This is a genomic window from Kribbella sp. NBC_00709 (assembly GCF_036226565.1).
GTDB lineage: Bacteria > Actinomycetota > Actinomycetes > Propionibacteriales > Kribbellaceae > Kribbella.
This window is the reverse complement of sequence record NZ_CP108996.1, coordinates 2,389,187-2,410,445: the sequence shown is the minus strand read 5'-3', so window position 1 is coordinate 2,410,445 and position 21,259 is coordinate 2,389,187. Positions and strand designations below refer to the sequence as shown.

17 protein-coding genes and 7 tRNA genes are annotated in these 21,259 nt (G+C 66.8%); 10 read left to right on the top strand and 14 right to left on the bottom strand.

What is annotated here, in order from left to right; translation table 11 throughout:
• Window positions 1–4 precede the first annotated feature (4 nt).
• Genes OHA18_RS11820 through OHA18_RS11790 form a run of 7 tightly spaced genes read left to right on the top strand, consistent with a single transcriptional unit; the run spans window position 5 to window position 8,971 of the window.
• Complete coding sequence (locus OHA18_RS11820; RefSeq protein WP_329004066.1) at window positions 5–898, top strand: fumarylacetoacetate hydrolase family protein; 894 nt, start codon at window positions 5–7, stop codon at window positions 896–898.
• Window positions 895–2,346 (top strand): aldehyde dehydrogenase (NADP(+)), encoded by a 1,452-nt coding sequence (locus OHA18_RS11815; RefSeq protein ID WP_329004065.1) that lies wholly within the window; start codon window positions 895–897, stop codon window positions 2,344–2,346. Before OHA18_RS11820 ends, OHA18_RS11815 begins: the two co-directional genes overlap by 4 nt.
• A complete protein-coding gene (locus tag OHA18_RS11810) occupies window positions 2,343–4,145 on the top strand; it encodes an IlvD/Edd family dehydratase (protein ID WP_329004064.1) in 1,803 nt (600 codons plus the stop codon). The genes OHA18_RS11815 and OHA18_RS11810 overlap by 4 nt, the downstream gene beginning before the upstream one ends.
• Window positions 4,145–5,449 (top strand): DUF2088 domain-containing protein, encoded by a 1,305-nt coding sequence (locus OHA18_RS11805; protein WP_329004063.1) that lies wholly within the window; start codon window positions 4,145–4,147, stop codon window positions 5,447–5,449. The genes OHA18_RS11810 and OHA18_RS11805 overlap by 1 nt, the downstream gene beginning before the upstream one ends.
• Window positions 5,446–6,312, top strand: a complete 867-nt coding sequence (locus tag OHA18_RS11800; RefSeq protein WP_329004062.1) for a U32 family peptidase — start codon at window positions 5,446–5,448, stop codon at window positions 6,310–6,312. The genes OHA18_RS11805 and OHA18_RS11800 overlap by 4 nt, the downstream gene beginning before the upstream one ends.
• Window positions 6,309–7,682 carry an FAD-binding oxidoreductase gene (locus OHA18_RS11795; RefSeq protein ID WP_329004061.1) on the top strand — a complete coding sequence of 458 codons (1,374 nt, stop codon included), beginning with the start codon at window positions 6,309–6,311 and terminating at the stop codon, window positions 7,680–7,682. Before OHA18_RS11800 ends, OHA18_RS11795 begins: the two co-directional genes overlap by 4 nt.
• Window positions 7,679–8,971 carry an alpha-L-fucosidase gene (locus tag OHA18_RS11790; protein ID WP_329004060.1) on the top strand — a complete coding sequence of 431 codons (1,293 nt, stop codon included), beginning with the start codon at window positions 7,679–7,681 and terminating at the stop codon, window positions 8,969–8,971. Before OHA18_RS11795 ends, OHA18_RS11790 begins: the two co-directional genes overlap by 4 nt.
• Here OHA18_RS11790 and OHA18_RS11785 read toward each other — a convergent pair.
• From OHA18_RS11785 to OHA18_RS11740, 10 genes are all read right to left on the bottom strand, one after another.
• Window positions 8,951–10,864, bottom strand: coding sequence for a heparinase II/III domain-containing protein (locus OHA18_RS11785; RefSeq protein WP_329004059.1), 1,914 nt, complete (start codon window positions 10,862–10,864; stop codon window positions 8,951–8,953). The genes OHA18_RS11790 and OHA18_RS11785 overlap by 21 nt on opposite strands.
• 126 nt (window positions 10,865–10,990) lie before the next feature.
• The gene (locus OHA18_RS11780) at window positions 10,991–11,131 is read right to left on the bottom strand and encodes a hypothetical protein (RefSeq protein WP_329004058.1); all 141 of its coding nucleotides are present in this window, start codon (window positions 11,129–11,131) and stop codon (window positions 10,991–10,993) included.
• Window positions 11,132–11,255: 124 nt separating this feature from the next.
• Window positions 11,256–11,344 (bottom strand) — tRNA-Ser (locus OHA18_RS11775).
• Window positions 11,345–11,389: 45 nt separating this feature from the next.
• Window positions 11,390–12,586, bottom strand: a complete 1,197-nt coding sequence (locus tag OHA18_RS11770; RefSeq protein ID WP_442914381.1) for an RtcB family protein — start codon at window positions 12,584–12,586, stop codon at window positions 11,390–11,392.
• A 36-nt stretch (window positions 12,587–12,622) separates the two neighbouring features.
• A tRNA-Gln gene (locus tag OHA18_RS11765) sits at window positions 12,623–12,695 on the bottom strand.
• A 34-nt stretch (window positions 12,696–12,729) separates the two neighbouring features.
• A complete protein-coding gene (locus OHA18_RS11760) occupies window positions 12,730–13,176 on the bottom strand; it encodes an HNH endonuclease (RefSeq protein WP_329004057.1) in 447 nt (148 codons plus the stop codon).
• Window positions 13,177–13,248: 72 nt separating this feature from the next.
• Window positions 13,249–13,322, bottom strand: a tRNA-Leu gene (locus tag OHA18_RS11755).
• Window positions 13,323–13,375: 53 nt separating this feature from the next.
• Window positions 13,376–13,449, bottom strand: a tRNA-His gene (locus OHA18_RS11750).
• Between the two features lie 2 nt (window positions 13,450–13,451).
• A tRNA-Arg gene (locus tag OHA18_RS11745) sits at window positions 13,452–13,525 on the bottom strand.
• A gap of 91 nt (window positions 13,526–13,616) precedes the next feature.
• Window positions 13,617–13,692, bottom strand: a tRNA-Ser gene (locus OHA18_RS11740).
• Between the two features lie 572 nt (window positions 13,693–14,264).
• On the opposite strand from OHA18_RS11740, the gene OHA18_RS11735 reads away from it, so the two are divergent.
• Window positions 14,265–14,340 (top strand) — tRNA-Thr (locus tag OHA18_RS11735).
• Window positions 14,341–14,443: 103 nt separating this feature from the next.
• Entirely contained in the window at window positions 14,444–16,228 is a 1,785-nt protein-coding gene (locus OHA18_RS11730; RefSeq protein WP_329004056.1) for a tyrosine-type recombinase/integrase, read from the top strand.
• 651 nt (window positions 16,229–16,879) lie between these two features.
• On the opposite strand, the gene OHA18_RS11725 is transcribed toward OHA18_RS11730, so the two are convergent.
• Window positions 16,880–18,061, bottom strand: a complete 1,182-nt coding sequence (locus OHA18_RS11725) for an ATP-grasp domain-containing protein (protein WP_329004055.1) — start codon at window positions 18,059–18,061, stop codon at window positions 16,880–16,882.
• 114 nt (window positions 18,062–18,175) lie between these two features.
• Window positions 18,176–18,439, bottom strand: a complete 264-nt coding sequence (locus OHA18_RS11720) for an acyl carrier protein (protein ID WP_329004054.1) — start codon at window positions 18,437–18,439, stop codon at window positions 18,176–18,178.
• Window positions 18,440–18,513: 74 nt separating this feature from the next.
• Here OHA18_RS11720 and OHA18_RS43300 point away from each other — a divergent pair, with 74 nt between their 5' ends.
• Complete coding sequence (locus tag OHA18_RS43300) at window positions 18,514–19,002, top strand: NUDIX domain-containing protein (RefSeq protein ID WP_442914380.1); 489 nt, start codon at window positions 18,514–18,516, stop codon at window positions 19,000–19,002.
• Window positions 19,003–19,014: 12 nt separating this feature from the next.
• Here OHA18_RS43300 and OHA18_RS11715 read toward each other — a convergent pair whose 3' ends face one another.
• Entirely contained in the window at window positions 19,015–20,511 is a 1,497-nt protein-coding gene (locus OHA18_RS11715) for an AMP-binding protein (protein ID WP_329004053.1), read from the bottom strand.
• An 8-nt stretch (window positions 20,512–20,519) separates the two neighbouring features.
• Window positions 20,520–21,242, bottom strand: a complete 723-nt coding sequence (locus tag OHA18_RS11710; RefSeq protein WP_329004052.1) for a TauD/TfdA family dioxygenase — start codon at window positions 21,240–21,242, stop codon at window positions 20,520–20,522.
• Window positions 21,243–21,259 lie beyond the last annotated feature (17 nt).

Below are 21,259 nucleotides of genomic sequence, written 5' to 3'. Positions count from 1 at the left end.
CTCAATGCACCTGGTCCGTTATCTGTCTCCGGTCGACGGTCGTCCGATCTCTGGTCTGCGCACCGGTGACACGGTGTCGTCGCTCGCCGGGATCAACACGTTCGCGGAGCTCCTCCAGCTCTCGCTCGACGACCTGCAGGCGGCGGTCGGCAAGGTGGGGGAGGCTGAGCCGGTCGAGGGCCTGAAGTTCCTGCCGCCGCTCGACGGCCGCGGCGAGGTGTGGTGCGCGGGTGTGACGTACGAGCGGTCGCGCGGCGCCCGGATGGAGGAGAGCAGCGAGCAGTCGGTCTACGACAAGGTCTACAGCGCCGACCGGCCGGAGCTGTTCCAGAAGGCGCCGGCCTGGCGGGTCGTGGTGGACGGCGAGCCGGTCGGCATCCGGACCGACTCCGGTCACGACGTACCCGAGCCGGAGCTCGCGGTGGTCGCCAACAGTCACGGTGAGATCGTCGGATTCACGGTCTGCAACGACATGAGCTCGCGCTCGATCGAGGGCGTCAACCCGCTGTACGTGCCGCAGGCGAAGCTGTTCGCGGGCGGCTGCGCGCTGGCGTCCGGGATCCGCCCGGTGTGGGAGGTGGCCGATCCGAAGAACCTCGGGATCCGCCTGGTGATCGAGCGCGACGGCGTGGAGGTGTTCGCGGACACCACGTCGACCGCGAAGCTGGTGCGGGAGTTGCAGGACCTGATCGACGTGCTGTTCCTGCCGAACGACTTCCCCGACGGCGTGATCCTCGCGACCGGCACCGGCATCGTCCCGGAGCTGGACTTCGCACTCGCCGCGGGCGACATCATCACGATCACCATCGACGAGGTCGGCACCCTCACGAATACCGTGGCGGTAGGACGGGAACCGTTCGCGTTCCTCGCCACCGACAACCTGGAGGGAACCCGATGACCCCCGACACCACTCCCGCTCAGCTCGAGCAGGCTCTTGCCTCGGCGGCCGGTGCTGCGGCTGCGTTTGCCGCTGCGGCGCCCGCTGTTCGGGCCGGGTGGATTCGCGCCGTCGCAGACGCGTTGGACGGGGCGTCCGACGAGCTCGTGCCGATCGCGATGCGTGAGAGCTCTCTTCCCCAGGCGCGGCTCACGGGTGAGGTCGCGCGCAGTACCGGCCAGCTGCGGATGTTCGCCGACGCGCTCGAAGGAGGCTCGTTGCTGGAAGTCATCATCGACACGGCCGACGCGCAGGCCAAGCCGGTACCGCGCCCGGATCTCCGCCGCGTCCTGGTACCGCTCGGACCGGTCCTGGTGTTTGCCGCCAGCAACTTCCCGTTCGCGTTCAGCGTCTGCGGCGGCGACACCGCCTCCGCACTGGCGGCCGGTTGTCCGGTGATCGTCAAGGCACACCCGGGACATCCCGAGTTGTCCGCACGGACCGCCGAGGTCATGATCGAGGCGCTGAAGGCAGCCGGGGCACCGGACGGGACGTTCGGCCTGATCGCCGGCTTCGACGTCGGCGTCACCGCACTCAAGGATCCCCGGATCACCGCGGCCGGCTTCACCGGTTCGGTCCCGGCCGGCAAGGCGCTGCACGAGATCGCGGTCACGCGCCCGGAGCCGATCCCGTTCTACGGCGAGCTCGGCAGCCTCAACCCGGTGTTCGTCACCCAGGCCGCAATCGATGCCCGCGGCAAGGACATCGCCGGCGGGTACGTCGGATCGTTCACGCTCGGTGTCGGCCAGTTCTGCACCAAGCCCGGACTGCTCTTCCTGCCGACCGGCCACGGCCTGCAGGAGCAGCTCGTCGAGGCTGTTGGCGGAGTCGCCGCGGCACCGATGCTGAACGATCGCATCAAGGACGGCTTCAGCTCGGGTCTCGACCGCCTCGAGAAGGTCGACGGCATCCGGGTGCTGGCGTCCGGCGGCGCGACGTTGCTCCAGACCACAGTCGGCGAGCTGCTGGCCCGCCGTGACGAGATCCTCGAAGAATGCTTCGGACCGGTCTCCATCGTCGTCGAGTACGACGGGGTCGAGGAGCTCAAGCAAGCCGTCGAGGCATTCGAAGGCAACCTGACGGCCACGCTGCACGCGGAGGATTCCGACGCTGCACTGGCCCGTGAGCTGCTGCCGCTTCTGACTGCGCGCGCCGGGCGCGTGCTCTGGAACGGCTGGCCGACCGGCGTCGCCGTCTCTTGGGCTCAGCACCACGGTGGCCCCTTCCCGTCGACCGTCGGCTCGATCCACACCAGCGTCGGCGTGACCGCGGCCCGCCGGTTCCAGCGGCCGGTGGCCTACCAGGACGCTCCGGATGCGGTGCTCCCCGACGTACTGAAGGACTCGAACCCGGCCGGCATCAGCCGCCGGGTGAACGGAACCGTGACCACAGGTGAGGTGTCGCGATGACTGATCAGCCACCGACGAACGAACGGGCAGTAGACGAGCCGGACGAGCCGATCGGGCTGCGGAGTTTCGACCACTGGTTCGGCGAGAAGGGCCGCAACGGCTTCATCCACCGGTCGTGGATGAAGTCGCAGGGCTTCTCCGAGGAAGCGTTCGACGGGCGTCCGGTGATCGGGATCTGCAACACCTGGTCCGAGCTGACCCCGTGCAACGCGCACCTGCGCCGGCTCGCCGACTCGGTCAAGCGCGGAGTCTGGCAGGCGGGTGGGTTCCCGCTGGAGTTCCCGGTGATGTCGCTCGGCGAGACGCTGCTGCGACCGACGGCGATGCTCTTCCGCAACCTGCTCAGCATGGACGTCGAGGAGTCGCTGCGCGGCAACCCGCTCGACGGCGTCGTACTGCTGACCGGCTGCGACAAGACCACGCCCGGCTCGATCATGGGCGCCGCCAGCGTCGACCTGCCGACCGTCGTCGTGACCGGCGGTCCGATGTTGAACGGCAAATTCCGCGGCTGCGACATCGGCTCCGGTACGGCGGTCTGGCGCTTCACGCAGGACCTCAACGCCGGCCGGATGTCGGCCGAGGACTTCGCGGCGGCCGAGGCGGGGCAGTCCCGCAGCAACGGCCACTGCATGACCATGGGTACGGCGTCGACGATGGCGTGCATGGCCGAGGCGCTCGGACTGCAGCTGACCGGATCTGCCGCGATCCCCGCGGTCGACTCCCGCCGGTACGTGATCGCGCAGAAGTCCGGCCAGCGGATCGTCGAGATGGTCAAGGAAGACCTGAAGATCAGCGACATCCTGACCCGGGACGCCTTCGCGAACGCGGTCCGGGCGAACGCCGCGATCGGCGGCTCGACGAACTTCGTGATCCACCTGCTGGCGATCGCAGGCCGGGTCGGCGTCGACGTGACGCTGGACGATATCGACGAGTGGGCGCGTGGCGTCCCGTGGCTGGTCGACCTGCAGCCGTCCGGCAAGTACCTGATGGAGGACTTCTACTACGCCGGCGGCCTGCCCGCGGTGCTGAAGGAGATCCTGCCGCTGCTCAAGACCGAGGCGATCACGGTCACCGGAAAGACGATCGGCGAGAACGTCGCGAACGCGGAGCGGATCGAGGCGACGTACCCCGGTGCCGCTCCAGGCAGCGAGACGTACGCCGTGATCCGGCCGGTCGGCGATCCGCTCGGCAGCGGCGCCGGAACCGCCGTACTGAAGGGGAATCTGGCGCCGGACGGTGCGGTCATCAAGCAGTCGGCGGCGTCGGAGCGGCTCTCCCGGCATCGCGGCAAGGCGCTCGTGTTCAGCAGCATCGAGGACTACGACAAGGCGGTCGAGGACCCGGACCTCGATGTCGACGAGGACACCGTGCTCGTGTTGCAGAACGCGGGACCCCGCGGTTACCCGGGGATGCCCGAGGTCGGCAACATGACGATCCCGCGCAAGCTCGCCGAGATCGGCGTCGACGACATGGTGCGGATCTCGGACGCCCGGATGAGCGGTACGGCGTACGGCACCGTCGTACTGCATGTCACGCCGGAGGCGGCCGTCGGCGGACCGTTGGCGCTGGTCCGGACCGGTGACTGGATCGAGCTCGACGTACCGGCGCGGCGGCTGCATCTCGACGTACCGGACGAGGAGCTGGAGAAGCGCCGCGCGGACTGGCAGCCGCCCGCGCCACCGACGGACCGCGGTTGGGCCCGCCTCTACGTCGACCACGTAACCCAGGCAAACCAGGGCTGCGACCTCGACTTCCTGATCGGCCGCACGGGCTCCGCAGTCGGTCGGCAGAGCCACTGATGAGCTGGGGTCCGTTCGAGGCAGTCCGCGGGTTGCGGCCGTCCGGGAGCCTGCCGCAGGTGACTCCGATCCGGCGGATTCTCTCGGATCTGCCGGTGTCGGCCGACCCGTACGCGGACGCGCTTGCGGCGCTCGAACCGCTGCGCGACCGGATCCGTCCCGACGCCCGGATCGCGGTGACGGCGGGCAGCCGGGGGATCCGCGATCTCGTCCCGGTGGTGAAGGCAGCCGTCGACTGGTTGAAGTCGGTCGGGGCCGCTCCGTTCGTGATCCCGGCGATGGGGTCGCACGGCGGCGCGACGGCGGACGGGCAGCGCGAGATGCTCGAGGGCCTCGGCATCACCCCGGAGTCGGTCGGCTGCCCGATCGAGGCGACGATGGAGACCGTCGTCGTCGGCACCCTGGACGACGGCACCGAGATCCACCACGACGCGATCGCCGCCAAGGCCGACGGCGTACTGCTGGTGAACCGCGTCAAGCCGCACACCGACTTCCACGGACCGATCGAGAGCGGTATCGCGAAGATCCTCGCGATCGGCCTCGGCAACCACCGCGGCGCCGCCTCGCTGCACGCCGGCGGCATTCCGTCGCTCGGCGGCAACATCGAGGCCGCGGCCCGGATGGTGATTGCACAGGGCAAGATTCTCGGCGGTCTCGCGATCCTGGAGAACTCGCTCGACCAGACCGCGTCGGTCGAGCTCGTCGCCGCCGACGGGATCGCCGGCGCGGCCGAGAACGCCTTGCTGCAAAGGGCTTCCAGCATGCTCGGCCGGTTGCCGTTCGAGGAACTCGACGTCCTGGTGATCGACGAGCTGGGCAAGGACAAGTCCGGCGCCGGCATGGACACCAACGTGATCGGCCGGTGCTGGGTGCACGGGATCCCGGAGTTCGAGTCGCCGTCGATCGCCGCGATCAGCGTGCACTCGCTGACGCCGGCCTCGCACGGCAACGCGTCCGGGCTCGGGCTGGCCGACGTCATCCCGGCCCGGCTGCTGGAGCAGATCGACCTGCGGGCGAGTTACGTGAACGCGCTCACCTCCGGCGCCGGCGGTGCGCGGCGTTCCCGGTTGCCGATGGTGATGGAGGACGACGAGGCCGCCGTACTCGCGGCTGTGACGATGTGCGGGCGACGGCACTGGTCCGAGCTGCGGCTGGCGCGGATCAAGGACACGCTGTCCCCGGACGAGTTGATGGTGACGCCGGCCCTGCTGGACGAGGCGGCCGAGCGGTTCGATCTGGAGATCACCGGTACGGCGCGTGACCTGACGTCCGCCGGGAGCCTTGGACCTTGGAGCGAGAGATGAACCTTCGCGAAGCACGTGCCCTGCTCGCCGATCGCGGCTTCGGGCCCGGCGACGCCTCGACCCGGACGTTCCCGGACGGGTCGCCGTACAAGGTCGAGATCCCTTCCTGCGAGGGGCCGCGGGTGATGACCGCGGTGCTCGAGGAAGCCAAGTCGCGCGGCATCACGATCGACCGGGTCTCGCAGGGCAGCGGCGTGATGATGCTGACCGACGGCGAGATCGAGGAGATGCTCTCGCTCGGCGCCGCCGCGGGAGTCGAAGTCTGTCTGTTCCTCGGGCCGCGCGGCTCCTGGGACATCGGTGGTCAGGCCAAGGTCTCGGCCGCGGTCGGTGGTGTTGCGCGGGGCAACGATCAGGTCGCGGCCTCGCTCTGCGACGCCTTCCGTGCGGTTGAGCTCGGCGTCCGGAGCCTGCTGGTCGGCGACATCGGCGTACTGGAGATCCTCGGCCAGTTGAAGATCGAGGGCGAGCTGCCCGCGGATCTGGTGCTGAAGACCTCGGTGCTGATGCCGTTGCCGAACGCACCGACCGCTCGGCTGTACGAACGGCTCGGGGCGACCAGCCTGAACGTGTCGACCGACCTGCCGGTGCCGGTGCTCGCGGAGATCCGTTCGGTGACGACGGTGCCGATCGACATGTACATCGAGGTCCCCGACGACCAGGGCGGCCACGTCCGCTTCTACGACGTACCGGAGATCGTCCGGGTCGCGGCGCCCGTCTACCTGAAGATGGGGCTGCGCAACGCGCCGAACATCTACCCGGTCGGCGCTCACCTCGCCAGTACGGCGGAAGCCCTCGGCCGCGAACGCGTCCGGCGAGCGGAGTTGATCCTGCGCCTCCTCGCCGAACAGGATGAAGGATGAGCGATCCGCTGGTAGCGCGGCTCCGGTCAGTGCTCGGTGACGGCGCGGTGGTCGATGATCCCGATGTGCTCGACAGCCATCGGCACGATCACGCGACGTTCTCGCCGGCCGGGGTGCCGCGCCTGCTCGTGCGGCCGACCAGCACGGCCGAGGTCCAGGACGTCCTGCGGGCCGCGTCGGAGTTCCGCGTCCCCGTTGTGACACAAGGTGCGCGGACCGGGCTGTCGGGGGCTGCCAACGCCAGCGACGGGTGCTTGTTGCTGTCGACCTCGCGAATGAACCGCATCCTGGAGGTCTCCGTCGAGGACCAGGTCGCGGTGGTTCAGCCGGGAGTGGTGAACGCCGACCTCTCGCGAGCCGTGCTGGAGCAGGAGCTGTTCTATCCGCCCGACCCGTCGTCGTGGGAGATGTCCACGATTGGCGGCAACATCGCGACCAACGCGGGTGGGTTGTGTTGCGTGAAGTACGGCGTGACGTCGGACTTCGTGCGCGCTGTGGAGGTGGTGCTCGCGTCGGGCGAGGTGGTTCGCACCGGGCGGCGAGCGGCGAAGGGCGTCGCCGGATACGACTTGACGCGGTTGATCGTGGGGTCGGAGGGCACGCTGGGCGTCGTCACCGAGGCGACGCTGGCGTTGCGTCCGGCGCCCGAGGCCGCGCTGACGGCGGCGGCCACGTTCCGCTCGATCGAGGACGGGATCGCGGCCGCGGCGGCGGTGATGGCGTCAGGGCTGCGGCCTTCGCTGCTGGAGTTCCTGGACCAGCCGACGCTGCGGGCGATCCAGGACTACCGCGACATGGGTCTGCCGGAGGACGTCGGCTCGATGCTGCTCGCGCAGTCCGACCGTGGGCCTCGCGCCGCCGAGGACGTGGCCCGGATCGCCGCGATCTGCGTCGAGCACGGGGCGATCGAGGTCGCGGAGGCCTCCGACGTCGAGGAATCGCGGATGCTGCTCGAGGCGCGACGGCTGGTGAACTCCGCGCTCGAACCACTCGGGACCACCCTGATCGACGACGTCTCCGTACCGCGCTCGCAGCTGGTCGCGTTGTTGCGGGGGATCGCCGAGATCGGCGCGAAGTACCAGGTGCTGATTTGTTGCCCAGGGCATGTAGGTGACGGGAACATGCATCCGACCGTGGTGTTCGACCGCAACGACCCGGCGGCCGAGGAGCGAGCGCTGGAGGCGTTCGGCGCCGTGATGGAGCTGGGCCTGCGCCTGGGTGGAACCATCACCGGCGAGCACGGTATCGGCACCCTCAAGGCCAATTGGCTGGAGACGGAACTCGGACCCGTGGGCCTCGAGCTCCATCGCCGGATCAAGCGCGCCTTCGACCCGGACAACCTCCTCAACCCCGGGAAGGTTCTGCGGTGACCGATCCGTCCGAGGTCCGTCCGTCGGCCCGGCAGCTCGCATGGCAGCGGCAGGAGTTGACTGCGTTCGTGCATTTCGGGCCGAACACATTCACGGACCTGGAGTGGGGGACCGGTCTGGACGATCCGGCGGTCTTCGATCCGTCGGAGCTGGACTGTGGGCAATGGGTGCGGACATTGGTCGCCGCTGGATTCAAGAGCGTGATCCTGACGGCCAAGCATCACGACGGCTTCTGTTTGTGGCCGAGCAAGTACCTGCCGCATACCGTTGCCGCGAGCCCGTACTCCGGCGACGTGGTCGCGGAGCTGTCGACGGCCTGCCGGTCCGCCGGGCTTGGTTTCGGCATCTATCTGTCGCCGGCGGATCTGTACCAGGAGAAGGCGCCGGGCGGGTACTACGGCAACGGGAGCCCGGCGGTCGAGTCGGTCATCGGGGAGTTCACCTACACGGTCGACGACTACAACCGGTTCTATCTACAGCAGCTGCACGAGTTGCTGACGTCGTACGGTCCGATTGCTGAGGTCTGGCTGGACGGGGCGAATCCGACGAGTAGTGCGCAGACTTACGACTACGAGGCCTGGTTCGACCTGATCCGGCGGCTGGCCCCGGACGCCACGATCGCGATCGGCGGGCCGGACGTGCGCTGGGTCGGGAACGAGGACGGCTTCGCGCGCGAGACCGAGTGGAGCGTCGTACCGTTCGCCGGCGGGCAGATGGTGGCTGCGCAGAGCGCGCCGGACGTTGCCGGTGCTGAACTGATGGCGCAGGCCGACGAGCTGCGGTGGTATCCGGCCGAGGTCGACGTGTCGATCCGGCCGGGGTGGTTCTACCATGCGTCGGAGGACGCTGCGGTCAAGTCGGTGCGGGAGCTACTGGACATCTATCGCAAGTCGGTTGGGCGCAACGCCGTACTGCTGCTGAACATCCCGCCGGATCGGCGTGGACTGTTCGCGTCACCGGATGTTGCTGCGCTGCTGGAGTTCGGTGCTGCGGTGCGCGAGTACTACGGGACCGATCTGGTGCTGCCGGCAACGATCAACGTGCTCGATCTCCGCGAAGACATCGAGTCGGGGCAGCAGGTCTCGGAGTTTGCCGTCGACGCGCTGATCGACGACTCGTGGACCGAGGTCGCCCGCGGCACCACCATCGGCCACCGCCGGCTGCTCACGCTGCCCGCGCCGATCACGCCCACCGACGTACGCGTCCGCATCCTGTCCGCCCGGACCGAAGCGACGGTCTCCCTGACCGTCCACTTCGATCCGTTGCTGTCAGGTCAGGCGGACGAGTGAGCCGCCTGCGGTGATGCCGATCGACGTGCGTACGCCGGCAACGCTCAGGTCGACCACGTACGTCGTACCGGACCAGCGGGTCGTGTACGTGACGGCGCCGGAGGCCTTGACGGGCGCGATGAACGACAGGATCGACGCCGTCGTACCGGACCGCGCGAACATCAGGGTCGGCGCCGACAGCCGGGTGTTGATGTTCGGGTAGGTCCACCCCTGGATCGGCTTCGTCTGCGCCTGCTTGAGCAGGATCGCACCGGGCGGCAGCGCCTGCCGGTACGGCACCTGGAACAGGATCGTCCGGGTGTCCTCACCTGGCTTCGCCGCCAGGGCGGTAGTCCGCGAGTACACCGTCGCCTTCTGGTCCGCGGGCAGGTGCCAGAGCGTCTGGAACTGTTGCGCGGTCTTGGACGAAGCACGGTCGAGCGTGACGACCAGGTCCGGATTGCTGAGCACCAGGACGGCGCGGACGCGGCTGATGCCGGCCCCGGGCACGTCGGAGAACTCGAAGAAGTCCGCGTTCGGTTTCACCTGGGACCGGGTCAGCTTGGTCGCAGGCAGCGTGTCGGCCGACAGCGGCGTCGTCATCGCGCTGCTGGCGAACGGGCTCTTCGCCCAGGTCCGCCAGACATCGTTCTGGTAGCCGGCATGCCCGCCGTCGATCAGGATGTCCCGGCCGCGGGCGGTGTACGTGAGCGACGTGTGGTCGCTGTGCCCGTGCAGCTGCCGCGTCGGCCCGTACCTGATGCTGTACGACGCCTGGTTCGCGAACGTGCCCCACCCGGATCGGCCGAAGACGTAGCCCGCGGAGAACATGCCGACCCGGTCAGTCGGCGCGATCCCGGTGGCGCCGAGGCTTCCGGCGTACTCGAGCGGTGTTCCGGCGACAGCCGCAGTACGCACGATCTCGGAGTCGCCGATCTGGTGCAGGTTGCCCAGCGAGTTCGTTGCCAGGGCGAGCCAGTTCGCCAGCAAGGTGCGGCGTGCGCTGATCGTCGTACCGGGGTCGGCGCCGCAGGCCCGCAGTACGTCGACAGCACGCCCCCAGAGGGAATAGTTGAACTGCGCGTAGGCGGTCGACTGCTCGTTGGTCGAACCCTCGGCGTCGATCGAGGTCGTGATGCCCGCGTTCAGGCGCTGCTGCGCGAGCGTCGTGTAGTCCGTGCGGTCGAGGGTGCAGCCGACACCGAACAGCGCGATGCTCTCGTCGGTGCCGTGGTTCCACGCGCCGCTCCAGTTGTTGACCAGGAACTTGGCGTGATCGAGCAACGCCGTGTCGAGCCAGCTGTACTGCGACGGCAGCGTGGTGACGTTCAGGCCGGCGAGAACTGCTTGCCGGGTGCAAATGATCACGTTGGTGCGGTGCATGGTCGATTCCCAGGCGCCGACATCGGCCTTCCAGGAGTACGGATTGTCGTGGACCCAGTCCTTGACGATCGCCGTTACGTGATCGATCGCGGCGGTGTCGCCCAGGCTCGCCGCGGTGATTCCTTGGCCCAGCCAACGAAGCGAATGGAACCACATGTACCAGCTGGGATTGCTGTACGGGTTGAGCTTCCAGTTGACGTTTCCGTTGCCGTCACCAACCTTGTACGGCTTGAACCCGCCCCAGGAATAGGTGTCCTGCAGGACGGACGACAGCGGAGTCGCGTCGTCGACGGTACTGAAACCAGGGCAGGTGTACGTGCCACCCGTCGCGGTGGCCGTCGCCTGCGCGCTCTTCGCCGAGACGCCGGTCGCCGGGACCACGTTCGTTGCCCCCGGCACGAACTGCGCAGCCTCCGGCTCCGGCAGATCCGCGGCGATCGCGATCCCCGGACCGGTCCTGGCCGACGCGACTCCGCTGGTGCCTGCCAGCCCCCCGGCGACCAGGCCGAACACCAACAACCATCTGATCATGCAATTTCCCCACCCACCTCGCCCGCGGCCCCCCAGCCGGCGGTGACAACCTGTACACCCGCCACGATGGTCACCCGGCGGAGAAAGTTGCGGTGAGCGTCCTTTTGCTGGGGCGTAGTCGGGCGACTACTCTTCGACGGAGACGACGCGGATCCAGTCGGAGCAGTCGGCTTCACACCACACGTGATCGCCGGCGTGGGCGATCCGGTCCCGCTGCACGTGCCCGCAGGCAAGCCGTACCCGGCGCAGCGCATGACCCTGCTTCACTGGAGCACCGGACCTACCGCCGGGCACTCGCTTTCTGTTCCTGAGGTCGGCCATGGCCGGTCCTCCTCTCATTCTTGTTCTTGCCAACTCTTGGCAGGGCGGCCGGTCCATCCCGGCCGCCCAGCGGTGAGGGTGAGATTCGAACTCACGGGCCGGCCGAAGCCGACCGACGGTGTAGCAAACCGCTGCCCCTACCCACAGGCGAACCTCACCCACGCCGCCCGCCGTCTCCCCTGACGACGACGGGCGGCGTACCACTCAGCCCTTGACGCAGACGACCTGCTTGAGGTGAGCGACGACCTCGACGAGGTCGGACTGGGCGGCGATGACGGAGTCGATGTCCTTGTAGGCGGCCGGAATCTCGTCGATCACGCCGGCGTCCTTGCGGGACTCGACGCCCGTGGTCTGAGCGACCAGGTCGTCGACCGTGTACCGCCGCTTCGCCTCGTTGCGGCTCATCCGCCGGCCTGCCCCGTGTGAGGCCGAGTAGAACGAGCGCTCCGAACCGAGACCGCGGACGACGTACGAACCGGTGCCCATCGACCCAGGGATCAGCCCGAGGTCCCCGAGCCCGGCCCGGATCGCACCCTTGCGGGTGACCAGCAGGTCGAGCCCGTCGATCTGCTCCTCCGCCACGTAGTTGTGGTGGCACGAGATCGGCTGCTCGAACCGCACCTCGACCGCGAACGACTCCCGCACGGCCTCCATCACCAGCGCGAGCATCACCGCACGGTTCCGGGCGGCGTACTCCTGGGCCCACGTGAGGTCCCGGCGGTACGAGTCCATCTCCGGCGTACCGGACAGGAACACCGCCAGATCACGGTCCGGAAGGTCCGCGTTGTGCGGCAACTCCCGGGCGATCCGCATGTGCCGCTCTGCGAGCTCCTTGCCGATGTTCCGGCTGCCGGAGTGCAGCATCAGCCACACACGGTCCTCGTCGTCGAGACACACTTCGATGAAGTGGTTGCCTCCGCCCAGCGATCCCATCTGCTGCTTGGCCTTGCGCTCCCGGTCCTGCACCCCGTCGTGCAGACTCGTGAACGCGCCCCACAGCCGATCCCACGGGCGCGGGTCCAGCCCGAGCCGGCGTACGCCGACCGGATCCCCATGCGACCGGAATCCGACCGGTACGGCGGCCTCGATCCGCGACCGGATGCGGGACAGGTCGTCGGGCAGGTCCGCGGCCGTCAACGAGGTCAGGACACCTTCCATCCCACACCCGATGTCGACGCCGACCGCGGCCGGCGAAACGGCCTGGTACATCGCGATCACGGACCCGACGGTCGCGCCCTTGCCGAGGTGCACGTCCGGCATCACCCGGACACCGTGCACCCACGGCAGCGCCGCGATGTTCCGCAGCTGCTGCAGCGCCTTCGCCTCCACGTCGTACTCCTGCGCCCACATGAGCGTGGAGTTCTTCGCCCCACTCAACTCAACAGGAAGCTCCACGTTCATCTCCTCACCCTCCTTGATCGCGTCTGGGCAATGCAGCTGCCAGGGCAGGAGTCGAACCTGCGGGGCCTCGGGTCAGAACCGAGGGTGGGTCGCCGGCGCCCACCTGGCATCGCGCTCAGCCGCGACACCGGACGGGTGTCGCGTCAGAGCGCCAGCTCGGCACGGGAAGGGATCCACGGCTGCCACAGCAGTGGCATGCCGGCCTCTTCCGGTGTTCGCGAGCCCTTCTTCTCGTTGCACTCCGAGTGCGCGGCGACGGCGTTCAGCCACTCGCCGCGACCACCACGTGATCGTGGAACCACGTGATCCATGGTCCCGGCGCCGGGCTTGCCGCAGTACGCGCAGGTGTACTTGTCGCGCTTCAGCACGCCGGCCCGCGTGTACTGCAGTCGCCCCGAGGAGTACCGCCACTTCATCACGACGTACCGGACGAGCCGGAGCACACGGGGGAGCGGGAACGGTCCGATGCTGGCGCCGTCGTGGGCCTCCTCGACGACGGCGACCTCGCGGACGAGCATCCGGATGGCGTGCGGGATCGACACGACGTGCAACTGCTCGTACGAGGCGTTCAGGACGATCACACCGCTCATCTGGTTCCTCCTCCCATCCAGTGTGCCCGACCAGCGGCTAGCAGGTCGGCGATCTCGGTGTCGGTTCATCGGTGCGGCCCCAGGGATTCGAACCCTGAACATCCTGGTTCTAAGCCAGGCGCCTCTCCCAGTTGGGCCAGAGCCGCGCGTTGTGTGTTCGCGTACGGCGATCGCGGACCGTGATCGCGTCGTACTCGAGGGTGTCCGGCGGGGCTCGAACCCGCTTTCTCCGGGGTCACGTCCCGGCGCATCGCCCGCTTCTGCTTCGGACACAGCACGCCCGGCAGGATTCGAACCTGCACTCGCCGGCTTCGTAGGCCGGTGCTCTCTCCAGTTGAGCCACGGGCGTTCGAGTGCCCTGCGCCGGATGTCGTGCGAATTTCCGTCGCAGGGCACGCTGCGGCGCCCGCTCGGCCGGTAGCAAGCATCCTGCGGGCGCCTGGTCCAGCTGGAGGGACTCGAACCCCCGATCTCCTCAACTCACATGAGGTGGCCTCACCACCGGCCTACAGCTGGAAACTGCGATAAATGTTCAGTTGTCAATTGTTCGTGCCGGTATCCGTGAATACCGGAAAAGCGCAATCAATGCGCGCCGAAGCTGGCCCGAATTCCGGGCAAAAGAAAAGAGCCGCCTGCTGCCGGTACCCGGCTCAGACGGCTCCTGGAGATCTCTCCACTCGGAGATCACCCAGGCGGGCCGCCCGCACGCAGGCTCCGCTCGATCCTGAGCTGGTGGTGGTAGTCGAAGGCGTTGTCGCTGACGGGTCGCAGGCATGCCGACAAAGCCATGCGGCCGGGCCGCCAGGCCTTTCTCGGGGTGCTTGCGCCGAACACGATGTCTCCTCAGGTCTAAGTCCTTGCGGGAAATAGTCTCACCCATCCCGGCGGATGACGTCAACGCATTTCCCGCAACATTTATTCCGCCGGCTATTTCCTCGTCGGTCCGACGTACGCCGCCCCGGGCAGGTTCCCGGCCGCCCCGCCCGCCGGGTGATCCGGACCACAGCCCCCGCCCCGCCGTACCCCCTCCACCCGGAACCGATTCGGAATCACCCCCTCACTCCCGCTACACTCTTGCCTCGGCACCCGCCGCCTTAGCTCAGTCGGCAGAGCGTCTCACTCGTAATGAGAAGGTCGTCGGTTCGATTCCGACAGGCGGCTCCACCTAAACCCCCAGGTCAGAGGCTACTTTCTGACTCTGGGGGTTTCTTCGTTCCACCCCTCCGTGGTGCCGGTCGTGGAGCCAGTCGGTCGTAAGCTGCCGTTCGTGGCCAAGGAAAAGGCGAAACCGAAGCGTCAACTCGGCGGGATCGAGACCCTGCCGTCGGGATCGCTCCGTGTCAGTGTGTTCGCCGGCCGCGACCCGATCACGAAGGACCGGGTGTACTTACGGGAGACGATCCCCGCCGGGCCGAAGGCTGAGGAACAGGCGGAAACAGTACTCACCCGCTTCCGTTTGGAGGTCTACGAGCGGCGTCATCCCCGAACGGATGCGACTGTCGAGCAGCTCCTTGAGCGGCACCTGGCTGACGCCAAGCTCGGGTTCAAGACGGCGAAGAACTACCGCAGCCAATCCGACAAGCACATCGTCCGCACGATCGGTCGGGTCAAGGTCCGCGCCGTCGACGCGGGCGTGATGGACTCGTTCTATTCCGAGCTGCGTCGGTGCCGAGACCACTGCAACAAGAAGCCTCGGGTCGATCACCGAACCGATCGGGCGCACGAGTGCGACGAGCGCTGCAAGCCCCACGTGTGTCAGGCGCTCAGCGAGTCGAGCATCCTCTACATTCACCAGATCCTCAGCGGAGCATTCCGGCGAGCGGTCCGACTGAAGTGGGTCACCCTCAACCCGATCGACTTCGCCGAGCCACCGTCACCCCCAAAGCCGAGGCCACGGCCACCATCCGTGGAGGACGCCGCAGCAATCGTCAACGAAGCGTGGAAGGACCCCGACTGGGGGGCACTGATCTGGCTGACCATGGTGGCCGGCAACCGCCGAGGCGAGCTGTGCGGTATCCGCTGGCGCCACGTCGACCTCGACAGAGGGGTTATCCACGTCCAGCGCGCGATCGGCCAGTACGGCAAAGAGACGTGGGAGAAGGACACCAAGAACGAGGACGACCGACGGATCGTTCTCGATCCTGAGAGCGTTGCGGTGCTCTCTGAGCATCGAGACCGCTGCGAACAGCGGGCACGTGGATTGGGGAAGAAGCTCGCACGCGACGCGTTCATGTTCTCTCGCGACCCGCTGGGGGAGACCCACCTGAAGCCCGATTCGGTGACGCAGCGGTACAGCAGGTTGGTGACTCGGCTCGGGATCGAGACCTCGATCCACAAGCTTCGCACGTACAACGCAACCGAGCTGTTGTCGGCCGGCGTCGACATCCGCACGGTCGCCGGCCGCCACGGACATGGTGGTGGTGGTGCTACGACGGGACGCCACTACTCAGCTTGGGTATCCGAGGCGGACCAACGGGCAGCCAGCACCGTTACGCCGCGGATGCCCGCACGTCCGCGGGCTGCCGACCTTCCACCGAAGGTCGAGTTCGAGCCGAAGCACCCATTCGAGAAGCTCGCGGTTGAGCTGCGTGATCGTATCTACGCCGGCAGCCTGGTCGTCGGTCTGCAAATGCCGCCGGTCAAGGAGATCGGTCGGCAGAACCGCGTCTCGCCGTCGACGGCCCAGCGTGCCGTGCAGCTGCTTGGCGAGTGGGGATTGGTCCGCGTCGAGCCTGGCCGGCCGACCTTGGTCGCTCCCCGGCAAGCGGCTGCGCCAACTGTTGAGGTCGCTGACGCGGCGCAGGAAGAGCCACCTGCTCCGATGCCCTTCGGTCCTGAAGCAATCAAGCTGGAGGTCCGCAGGCTCGGTGTCACCGTAGCCAGCCTGGAGACGCAGGCCGATCCGAGCGACACGGAGTCGCTCCATCGCCTGCTGCTTGGTGCTGTCAAGCGCCACGGCTCCCAGCCCCACGAGATCGATGACTTCGAGTTGATCGTCCGGCGACCTGGCGACGATGCGATTCTCACAACCTACGTCGCGGTCTCACCGTGATCTGAAGTCTGGCCGAGCCGCTCGCTGGCCAATGGATACTCGGCTACGGGGCCCCGGACGGCCGACCGGATTCGCCGAGGATCCCTCGCGGATGACCGCGCGGCAAGTATGCCGACTTGTCGCCGGGCGACGGTTAACGGGTCGATCGGATAGTCGAGCGCGTCCGCGGCTCGATCGGGCACTCACTAGTCCCAAGCGACAGGTGCCGAGCCTCCTTAAGTCGGTGGGGCCCGGCACCTGTCCGGCGAGGCGAGGTGGGGACGGAATCTGCGGACAATACTGCGTCACGACGAAGCCGCGTAGTTGCCACACGCGGAGCGGATAGCAAGTTGCGCCGCGACCGGAACCCCGTCCGAGCGGTGGATGAGATCGGGGTGCTTCAGGGCGAGGTACGGCATCGCGAGGCACCCACCCAGCGGCGCAAACGGGCCCGCCTGTACACACCGCCGCGTATGCAGACCTTCGCACTCGCCGTGACCTGTCCCGCCGGCTGGCGTCTCCCTCAGACGCGCCAGTTCCGCGACGGGCCCAACGGAGGTCAGAGACGATCGCAGCAGCCGCGTCGGCCCGGTGGTGTGCTGGGCGGGTGCGTTGCTGACAGGCCACCACGATGAGCCGGACACTGTCCCCGCCAGGACTGTCGCGGACCGTCTACGGTTCCGAACCATCCGATGGTGAGTGGACTGGATCGAGTACGACGCGAGCGGTGTCGGCCAGTTGCTGCACCGCGTGGTCCAGCTGATAAAAGTCCTCGACGGTTCCGTCGACCATCGCGACGGCGCTAGCAGTTCCGTCGCGCCAGTCGATCATCTCGCCCCGCCGTCGCAGCAAGGCGACCCGGTCCACGTGCGGCAGTTGACGCACGTCAGCGAGGCCGATGATGTCGCTAAGCACTCCAGTCAAGGGGTACTCCGCATAGAGGCACCACCGATAACAGAGCTTGTCGGCCTGCATCGGTTGAGGCTGCCCCACGTGAGCATCGCCTGCTAACGGCAATGCCTGCGTCAGCCACTCCCTTAGTATGTCGAACCTCGCTGATCGATGGAGAAGATCAGCTACGTTCCCGCCGAGCCTGCCGTTCACCTCGATGACTCGTGGACCTTCAGGTGTGTGCTTGATCTCCACATGCGACAACCCGTCCCTCACGTCAAGGGCGTCTAGCGCCCTTGACGCCAGGTTTGACATCTCAGCCTGCTCCTCAGTGGACCATGCGGAGGGATGAAATCCTCCGCGCTCTCGGAACGGTTCGACCAACGGAAAGCGTCCGACCACCGCGAGCGGGCTGTGTCGCCCATCGACGCTGATCAGCTCCACAGAGCCGTAGTCGCCGACCGATCGATGACTGCTGGCTGCGCCGCGCAACTCTTCCTCGATGATGTAGTCGATCTCCGGCAGCGCCGCGAACACACCCGTTTCGGGGTGCTTCCCGCCGTGAGTGCGATAGGTATGCCGGCTCCCGGCTCCCTCAGCGGGCTTGAGCACCAGATCTCCCGGCGGTGCCGCTCTGATGGCCGCGGGAATGTTGTCTCGATCGACACCTCGGAACCAGGGCACCGGGAGTGCAGCCCTAGCGAGGAGCTCACGCTGACGAACTTTTCCACGGAGCGCCGACACGGTGACGGCGGCATGCGCCATACGACCGGCAGCCCTAGCGGCGTCGGAGGTGACTGCAAGTAGTTCCTCTACAAAGGTCGTCACCAAGTCCGGGGCGAGCTCTTCGATCTGCTTCACCAGAGCGGACTCATCGCCCCAATAGACAACGTTGGCGCGGCCAGCGACGACCCGTTCAATACGCCGTGCATCCGGGTCATCGGCGGAGAGCGCAAAGGACACGTGACAAAGTCCTTGGGCGGCGGAGAGGATCTGGGTGGGAGACGCCGCGCCGGTTTCGTATACGACGAGCAGTTCTGGCAGTCGACGGGATCGTTGCCTTGCTCCGCTCATCTGTCACGACTCACGTTCAGGCCGAACGCCTGGGTGTTGACAACTCTTGAGCAATGCTCCGAAGGTGCCGTCGAGAAAGAGGGAATCGACAGGAATCGGCTGCCCTAGTCTCGTTTCCAGGCGCTCCACCAGTTCGACAGCCGTAAGCGAATCGCCACCCGCCTCGAAGAAATTGTCCATCTCGTTGACGTCTTCCACCTCGAGTACGCGACACCACTCTTGTGCGACAGCGTCTCGTACTGTCGGCACCCCATCGAATGTTCCCATCAGCGTTCAACACACCCTTCATCTGTTCGTTATGATCTGACTCACCGTTTTCGGCGACCTGGAGGAGGAGATCTGTGCCCGTCCCAGTTCCAACAGCTGTGCTGAACGCGGCAGGACAACTGCGGCGGATCTGGTGGAAGGTGCGGAGGCCGACGACGTACGGGGTCAAGGCCCTTCTCATCCATCCGTTGGATCCTTCTCAGTGCCTCGTCGTACAACATTCGTACGTAGATCGCGGCTGGTGGGGTCTTCCGGGCGGTGGCTACCACCCGAGGCGTGAGACGGCCGAGGCAGCCGCGATCCGTGAAGTTGCTGAGGAGCTTGCGCTGACGATCTCTGAGTGCCCAGTGGTCCTGGATACCGTGACCAGCCGGCTGGAGGGCAAGGTCGACAACCTGACGATCGTCGTGGCGAGGCCGACGTCGGAAGCGTTCCAACTCTCCGCTGAGCTGGCACAAGCGCGATGGACATCAGCAGACCCGGCGGCCTTCCCGAGCGACGCTCGCGTTTCTCGGTGGCTTCGACGCGCGTTGGAGGCCAATCAGCAGATGAACCAGACTTGATCGGGTCACACCTCACGGTGCCGCCGCTGAGGTGTCGCGATCGGACCAGACAATTGCCCGCGGAGCAGGAACGTGCGCGTCATCCAGCTCGTGAAGAATCGTCCGGAGCCTCGAGGCGTCAAGCTTCCCATTGGTGGTTACCGGCATGTTGTCGATCCAGACGATCCGAGCCGGTCGCGCATAATCGCGCAGATCTTGAAGCCGCAAGTCGTCTTCCGCGCCAACTGATCCGGATTCGATCACCGCGCATACACTGTTGTTGTGGACAGTCACCCACACGGAGGTCGATCCTGTGACCGCAAGGAGATGCGCCTCGACGGCGGCTAGATCCACACGCTGACCTAGAATCTTTACCTGTGAGTCGGTCCGCCCTGCCCAGACGAGCCCATGCGATGTCGTCTCCACCAAGTCGCCGGTTCGATACCACGGATTTCGCTCTGCTGAGGAAGAATCATCTGCGGTGTCACTCAGGTAGCCGGCAAACCGCTGTGGCCCGCGAACCCAGAGTTCTTGCACCTCCTGTGCCGCACCCCCAACCTTCTCAAGCCTCGCGTCGAGGTGCGGTAGCACTGCCCCGATCGGCACTCTGCCGGCGTAGTCCGGTATTGGTTGGTGTGGCTGAATCTCGTATTCCGCACACACAATGGTCAGCTCGGTTGGCCCATAGGTATTGACGCACACACTGTTGGGCGCTGCCTGCCGCCACTGCTGGAGCAGGGCCGTGGTGAGGCTCTCGCCTCCGAAGATCGCGAGTTTCACGCCAGCGCAACGTCCCGGCTGTAGGTGTCCGATCCGTGCGGACAACCGAATCTGCGACGGGACACAGTCCCACACCGTGATTCGACGACGCTCGATGAATTCATCGACCAAAAGGTGTTCGCGGCCCTCGGGATAGACGACCGTGGAGCCCGTTGCGAACGCCAGGAGCAGCACTTCGAAGAATGCGTCGAAGTGCGGCCTGAAGTTCTGGGAAATCCGCTCCTGGCCAAAACGCCCGTAGCGCAGGGCGAGATGCCTGGCATATGACTCCAGGTTGGTGTCGCTGATCGGCACCGACTTCGGCGCGCTGGTCGAGCCGGAGGTTGCCAGGACGTACGCCAATCCGTGCCCAGTGAAGCCTTCTGCGCGACTTCCGTTGCCGGTTCGACGAAGCTGGATCTGGTGCCCGGAACGCAGCCATTCCTCGACTGCCTTGCCGTCGACGACCGCAGCGACGCCGAGCCGATCGGCCCGGGCAAGCTCGGCCTCTCCGCTGTCGGGCATCGGAACTGGGACTGCACCGATGCGGGACAGTGCGAGCAGGGCAATCTGAGCCATCGGCCCGGCGACGGAGGCCAGACCAACCAGGCTGTCTGGTCGCACGCCCTGATATTCGAGGTCCAACGCACAGCGTGAACTTAGAGCGTCCATTTCGGCATAGGTGTACGTAGCCTCCCCGCACACTGCTGCGACATTGGAGTCCGGGAACTCCGACGCGGCATGACGAAACCAATCGAAGAGCGCCCCCATCGATGGGCCTACGACTGCAGTTCGAGGGGGCGGTCCGCCTGCCCGGCGGCGGTTGCGCCCTCGAATGAGATCGCTGGGTGGTGCGGATCGTCGAAACGGAAACGCAGCATTTGCCGCGATCCGGAGAATGGGGCGCGTGAGTGCAACATAACGGTGTTGTCAACGATCAAGAAGTCGCCAGGGAGCCACGAGTGGCTGACTGACAATGATGCCGTCAGGGCCTCCTCAACCGCCTCGTAGAGCTCGGGTTCGCTCAGGGAACTCGGCCGGTCCAGAACGGAATTGGTATGACATTCTGAACGGAACCTTAGGATGGGTCCGAACGCGTCGTCGAACTCGATCAGGTTGTGGACTGCCTCAAGTCCCCGCTGGCTCGAGCGGTAGCGGATCCGTACTCTCGGCGCAGACGGGATCCTGTCGAGCAGCAGACGTGCCGCTTTCCGGCCGTCGAACAAGCAGGTCTCCCCGCCAGTAGCGGACGGAATGACACATCCGAGGGCGAAGTACCGAAGCGGATCGCTGTCGGTGATGTTTTCTGTGTGCCGTTCTAGCCAGACGTCTGCACCGGTGGATTTCAGCGGCCAGACTGCCATGCTGGACGTGCCGATGGACCGCCCTATCTTCTCTGCCGTCGCGGTGAGCGCATCGCTGTCCGGTGCGGTCGACCGCGTGAGCGCGAACCCGTTTCGCCGGAGCCGGTCCGCTACTCTGTCAACTTCGTCGATCAACATTAGTGAGATGCTCCTTA

Coding starts and splice junctions, on each gene's coding strand:
- OHA18_RS11820 (WP_329004066.1), top strand. CDS start 5: ATGCACCTGGTCCGTTATCTGTCTCCGGTCGACGGTCGTCCGATCTCT.
- OHA18_RS11815 (WP_329004065.1), top strand. CDS start 895: ATGACCCCCGACACCACTCCCGCTCAGCTCGAGCAGGCTCTTGCCTCG.
- OHA18_RS11810 (WP_329004064.1), top strand. CDS start 2,343: ATGACTGATCAGCCACCGACGAACGAACGGGCAGTAGACGAGCCGGAC.
- OHA18_RS11805 (WP_329004063.1), top strand. CDS start 4,145: ATGAGCTGGGGTCCGTTCGAGGCAGTCCGCGGGTTGCGGCCGTCCGGG.
- OHA18_RS11800 (WP_329004062.1), top strand. CDS start 5,446: ATGAACCTTCGCGAAGCACGTGCCCTGCTCGCCGATCGCGGCTTCGGG.
- OHA18_RS11795 (WP_329004061.1), top strand. CDS start 6,309: ATGAGCGATCCGCTGGTAGCGCGGCTCCGGTCAGTGCTCGGTGACGGC.
- OHA18_RS11785 (WP_329004059.1), bottom strand. CDS start 10,864: ATGATCAGATGGTTGTTGGTGTTCGGCCTGGTCGCCGGGGGGCTGGCA.
- OHA18_RS11770 (WP_442914381.1), bottom strand. CDS start 12,586: ATGAACGTGGAGCTTCCTGTTGAGTTGAGTGGGGCGAAGAACTCCACG.
- OHA18_RS11760 (WP_329004057.1), bottom strand. CDS start 13,176: ATGAGCGGTGTGATCGTCCTGAACGCCTCGTACGAGCAGTTGCACGTC.
- OHA18_RS11720 (WP_329004054.1), bottom strand. CDS start 18,439: ATGGGAACATTCGATGGGGTGCCGACAGTACGAGACGCTGTCGCACAA.
- OHA18_RS11715 (WP_329004053.1), bottom strand. CDS start 20,511: ATGGGGGCGCTCTTCGATTGGTTTCGTCATGCCGCGTCGGAGTTCCCG.
- OHA18_RS11710 (WP_329004052.1), bottom strand. CDS start 21,242: ATGTTGATCGACGAAGTTGACAGAGTAGCGGACCGGCTCCGGCGAAAC.